Source organism: Nocardia farcinica, from assembly GCF_029867845.1.
Taxonomy (GTDB): Bacteria; Actinomycetota; Actinomycetes; order Mycobacteriales; family Mycobacteriaceae; genus Nocardia; species Nocardia farcinica_A.
The window spans coordinates 1-5390 of record NZ_JARWRU010001157.1; the positions used below are offsets into that span (position 1 = coordinate 1).

General features: G+C 67.5%; 3 protein-coding genes. 1 reads left to right on the forward strand and 2 read right to left on the reverse strand.

Annotation, left to right across the window (positions count from 1 at the left end; translation table 11 throughout):
- On the forward strand, positions 1–199 hold a 199-nt coding region (locus QH283_RS25695; protein WP_280505513.1), incomplete at its 5' end, for a hypothetical protein.
- Positions 200–299: 100 nt separating this feature from the next.
- Here the strand turns inward: QH283_RS25695 and casA are convergent.
- Positions 300–2024, reverse strand: coding sequence for a type I-E CRISPR-associated protein Cse1/CasA (gene casA, locus QH283_RS25700; RefSeq protein WP_280505514.1), 1725 nt, complete (start codon positions 2022–2024; stop codon positions 300–302).
- Complete coding sequence (gene cas3, locus QH283_RS25705; protein WP_280505515.1) at positions 2021–4747, reverse strand: CRISPR-associated helicase Cas3'; 2727 nt, start codon at positions 4745–4747, stop codon at positions 2021–2023. The genes casA and cas3 overlap by 4 nt, the downstream gene beginning before the upstream one ends.
- Positions 4748–5390: the final 643 nt, after the last annotated feature.

A 5390-nucleotide genomic window follows, 5' to 3' on the forward strand; every position in this document is an offset into this window, starting at 1 on the left:
CGGGCGCGGCGCCACGGTGGAGTTCGATCTCTCCGCCGACCTCACCGCCGCCGTCGCCGATCTGGCCCGCGCGCACAACGTCTCCTCGTTCATGGTGCTGCACGCCGCCTACGCCGCGTTGCTGGCCCGGCTGGCCTCCACTTCCCCCCCCCCCCCGCGCCGGGCCGCGGCCGGGGGCGGTGGTCACGCCCCGTCGTAGGCGCGCCATCGCGGCGAGAGCCTCGCCGTCGCCATTGCGGTAACGGTCCTGCATGCCCGCCACTCTGGTGCGGACGTAGCCTGCCAACGCCGTTTCGCGGTCAGAACGCGACGGGGACGAGCTCGTCATTCGCTGTCTCCTCCTGTTCGGAAGTGGCCGTGCGGGTCTGGAATGCAGAGGGAAGGCATCGACGGAGTCTCTGGTGGAAGCGCGTGTCGGCGATGCTCGAATCGAGCCATTGCTCCCGCACCGAACGACCGACCCAAGCGGGTCGGCCCGCGGTGGAGACGAGTTCCTCCCCCAGTCGGCGAACGATCCGGTGGACCGTCCTCTCCCACTCGGTGGCCACGGCATCGAAGTCGAAATCGAGCGGATCGAGTTCACGCAACCAGCGCCGATACGGCGCCTCGAGCGCGAAGAAGCCTTCCTCACGGACGCGTGCCCGCACGCCCTCGGTTTCACCGCCCGCTGCCGCGGCCAGGTCGGCGGCCAGACTGCCGAGCGCATCCACCGCCGCCTCCGCGACCTGCACCGCGTTCACCGCACACGTTCGGAGTTGGGGGTCGGGAGACATCACCGCGGCCGGGAATCCGATCGCGTCGTCGACGATCTCGCCCACGACCGACTGATTGTTGATGTACTGCATCCCGACCGCATGCAGCCGGACCGGTTCGTCAGCCGGAAGCGCTTGATGGGCAATCAGTTTCACTGCCCACTCCACGACGCCCGGCGCGATTGCCCGTCCGCTGAGCGGGGTAGTGCTCGCCACGTCACCGAGAAGCGACCGCAAGCCGCGCCACAGCGACTTGTCGGGGTCGTGCAGCAGGGGGTAGTGCCTCGACTCCCCTGCCTTCTTCGACTGGATCTCGCTGTAGCGCCATGCTGTCATCGGCTCGAGCAGGTGCTTGTTGAACGGCTCCAGCGGGTCGCCATTGCACAGGACGACTCCGGTCACCGCGCCACCGCTCGCGACGAGCCTGACTCGGCGGCTCTGCCAGGTGTACAGGTCGACCGGACCACAAGGGTTCGGGTCGGCGACCGGCTTCGTGCCACCCGGCCGGACTCTTTCCCGAACGCGCGGCCCCAGCGGTTCTCGCTCCCACGGCGGGGCGTCGTCGTGCGCGAATGGGGCTCCGTTGAGGTCGGCGAGCACCAGGTTGAGCAGCAAGGTGCGCCGCAGATCTCCACCTTCGAGATAGACCCCGCCCAGACACCCCGACCAGGCCACACCGATCGGATACCCGCGGCCACCCTTGACCCGGGGGTCACCGTCGGCGCCGGTCTTGATACCCGACGGGTCGAAGGCGTGGACATGGACGAGCCACCGCGCCGCCTCGGCGAACCCGATCCGCTCGATCGACTCACCGGCGCGGGTGGTGAAGTACTTGGCTCCATTGGGAACGTCGGCGATGACCTTGTCCAACGAGCTGACGGCGTCCTTGCCGGAGCGGAGGCCCGGCACCTGGAAGAAGGGCGTCTGCGGATGGAGCAGATCGAAGCGATCACGGTGGGAATCGAGGTAGCGCTCGATGTCCTCGGTCGGCCACTCGTTCCACAGCTCCTGCCAGGTGCGCCGCGGTTCGGTCACTCGGTGTGCGATGCTGCGATGAAGGATCGCCAGCAGCAACCGCAGGATCGCGAACTCCTGCGTCGGCAGCTCACCACCCAGTGCCGCGAACTCGGCGGCTCTGCCGAGAACCGCGCGGATGGAGAGCTCCTGAACTCGACCGCCATGGTCGGTCACCGGAATCCACGGCTTTTCGAGCAGGTCGAAGGAATTTCCTTCATCCGAACCCCGCTCGGTCGTAGTCGGCTTCGCGGTCATCGCCCTCCCTCGGCAACGGTGACCAGGAGTCCACGCCTGATGTCGTAGGTCAATCGGTGACCGGCTATCTCGGCCTCCCCTTTCTCATCCAGTTCCAGCACGAGTTCGCCTTTCAGCCAATGCGATTGCTGCCACCCGGGATACCAGTTGTGCTCGAGCACTCGGATCACCTTGCCTGCATTGCCGTAGCGCGAGAGGAAGGCGGGCAGTCGAATGGTGCTCGCCGCGATCTGCTTGGCGAGCTTCGCCGGAGGCGCTGTCTCGGTGGGGACAACACATCCTTCGGCACCGGGAGTGTCGCCGAGAGAATGCAGCGCCTCACCTATCCGCTGGACCACGATCGCTTCGATGCTGTCCTCCGCGTCACGGACCTGCGCCTGGCCACCGGCGCCTTCGACATCCTCCGCCGGGCCGGCCAGCCAGTCCAGGAGGTTGCCGTCCGGGCGATCCGGGCCGGACAACAGATAGTCCTCGGCCTTTCGGCGCTGTTTCTCGACAGCTTCTTCCCATTGGGCTTCTGCTGTCTCGAAAGCATCGCGCCACACCGCGGGAACGACGATGTCGGCTGCGTAGGCGCCCGATACCAACTCCGGCACGTCCGTCGGAACGGTCAACGTCGGGAATGCTTCGAGCACTGCGGCAGCACGCAGCAGTCGAGCCAGGCCGTAGACCCGCTGCGAGCCGTGCGCGGGTTCCGGCGGCGCGGACTCCCATGACGCACCCCGCATGAGACATCTCGGGCGCGCGACCCAGGCCGGCCGGTTCTCCCGGTGGTGCCGGTGCAAGCGACCGATACGTTGCAGCAGGAGGTCCATCGGAGCCAGATCGGTGACCAAGAGATCGACGTCGATATCCAGTGACTGTTCGATCACCTGGGTGCCGACCACCACGAATCTGCGCGGCCGTCGGGCTTCTCCGGCAGGCCCCAGCAGTGCCCGCAGCCGCGCCTCCAAGGCTGCCCGGTGATGCGCGACGAACCGGGAGTGCACCAACAGCAATTCGTCCTCGGCGAATCCGGCGTCGAGCAGTGCGTCGTACATTTCCTGCGCACGTGCGACGGTGTTGCACACCACGCCCATCACGCCGCCCGATTCGAGCGAGGCCGCGGCCAGCCGGCCGGCCAGATCGTCCGGGTCGTCACCGATCCGCTCGATCTCGATTCCGTCGATGGAGCGACCGGACGGGGCGACCTGCGAGCAGAGCTCCGGGTTCGGCCAGACCGTGATCGAGGGATATCCACCCACTTCGACGGCCTTCGGATCGTGGTCGCCACGTCCGCTGCGGTAGGCGCGCAGCAGCGCTTCACGCTGTGCGGGGGGCAATGTCGCCGACAGCAGGATCACCGGCACGCCGTAGGCGGCGAGCCACTCCAGGGTGCGGCACAGGTAGGTCGACATATAGGAGTCCGCCGCGTGCACCTCGTCGATGATCACCACCTTGTTCGCGAACGCGAGGTGGCGCAGCATCACATGGCGCGTCTTGAGCGCTGTCCTCAGCACCTGGTCGATGGTGCCGACGACGATATTGGCCAATGGCCCCTTCTTGCCCACCAGCCACTCGTGTGCGATCACGGGGCTGTCGGAGCAGTCGGCACCGATCGATTCGAAACCCCGTCGCAACGCGGCGAATTCCGGGTTCAACGCCGCCCGCCCGTGCGCCAGGAACATACTGGACGGGGTATCGGGCAAGTTGTCGACCCAGCGCCGAACCCGGGCGAACATGGCGTCCGATGTCGCCATGGTCGGCAGCGCGACGAAAACTCCGCCGAATCCGAACCGTTGCGCCAGAACCTCTGCGGCAGCGAGCGCTGCCTCCGTCTTGCCCTCTCCCATCGGGGCTTCCACGACCATCAACGCCGGTTCGGACAGCTCAGCGGCGATGCGCACGCACTCGAGTTGCAGGGGGCGGGCGCGCACAGACGACGTCCAGCCGAACCGCTGACGGACGAGCTGGTGGCGGGCGGCCTCGCTCCCGATCTCCACAGCGGAGGGTTGCCATGGCCCGGGAAGGCCGAGCATTCGCCAGACGAGCGGAGCGGCTTCACTCGAGACACGGGCCTCGTCGAGCGGGAAGAGATCCTGATTGCTGGCGATCCAGTCGCAGACGATCACTGCCGCCGTGATCAGACACTGCTGCATCGGAGAGAGCGGCACCGCACGCCAGGCATCCAGGCGATCCGCCGCCCCCGTCCTGGCAGTCACGAATTGCAGCAGCTCACGGCGAGATCGCAACCACGGCCCTGATCCGAGGAGGTTGGTCTGAGAACGTGCGCCGTATGCCGCGGAAGTCTCGGGCGGAACCCCGTGATGACCACCGACCACCACCGCATAGGTCGTCGCCGTCGCCGCGTCCCAGCCTGCTTCGACCAGGTAGTCCGTCACGCTGAGATGACCAGCCAAGGCATGGGGAAGCATGCTTCGATTGCCCAGTGCGCCAGGCATTTTCAGCCCCATGGCGTCCATGGTGTCTGCCAGCTCACGGACCTGGCACGCGAACGCGGGAGTGAGCTTTCCGATGTCGTGGACGCCCGCCAGCCAGCACAGGAGCAACCGGCCGTCCGGGTCGCCACCGGGCAGACCGGCCGAGATCAGGCGGCGCGTGTGCGCGGGCAGCCATCGATCCCACACCAGCTTGGCCACCTCGGCCGAATCAGCCAAATGCCTTACCAGAGAGAGGCTTCCGCCTTCGCTATCAGTCTTCGCCCACGCCGACAATGTGGCCATGCTCAGCACCGAACCCCCAGATTCAGTCTCATCGCGCAGCATCCCAGGAAAGACGGCCGACAGAATCGCCAGATGTGACGGCCGTAGGTCCGAGAGTAGCGCCCGCTGTGGATATTTCGTGTCATACGAACGAACCTCGAACAAGCAGCGAACCTTGCGAGGGGTGCCTCGGCCGGTCATATAGCCGGGATCATCCCCGCGTGCGCGGGGAGCACTCGGCGCCGGCGGTGACGATGCGATCGCCCACCGGCTCATCCCCGCATGCGCGGGGAGCACGAGATCCTCGACGATGCGTGGGAGCTTGCGCAGGGCTCATCCCCGCATGCGCGGGGAGCACGTGCTCATTTGAGGGAAGGCCTCCATGGTAGGGGGGCTCATCCCCGCATGCGCGGGGAGCACGCGCTGCTCTACGCCTCGTGGGGCTGGCCGGTGGGCTCATCCCCGCATGCGCGGGGAGCACCTCGCCGCCGAGTAGCAGGTGAACGCCCTGGCGGGCTCTTCCCCGCATGCGCGGGGAGCACGGCCAGTGGTGCGCCGCGCTGCCCGGGTGGCGCGGGCTCATACCCCCCTGCGCGGGGGGCACACAAGCGGGGCCGCCCCAAGATACTGCGCGACGGGCTCAAGCCCCCCCGGGGGGGGGGGG

Coding starts and splice junctions, on each gene's coding strand:
- casA (WP_280505514.1), bottom strand. CDS start 2,024: ATGACCGCGAAGCCGACTACGACCGAGCGGGGTTCGGATGAAGGAAAT.
- cas3 (WP_280505515.1), bottom strand. CDS start 4,747: ATGGCCACATTGTCGGCGTGGGCGAAGACTGATAGCGAAGGCGGAAGC.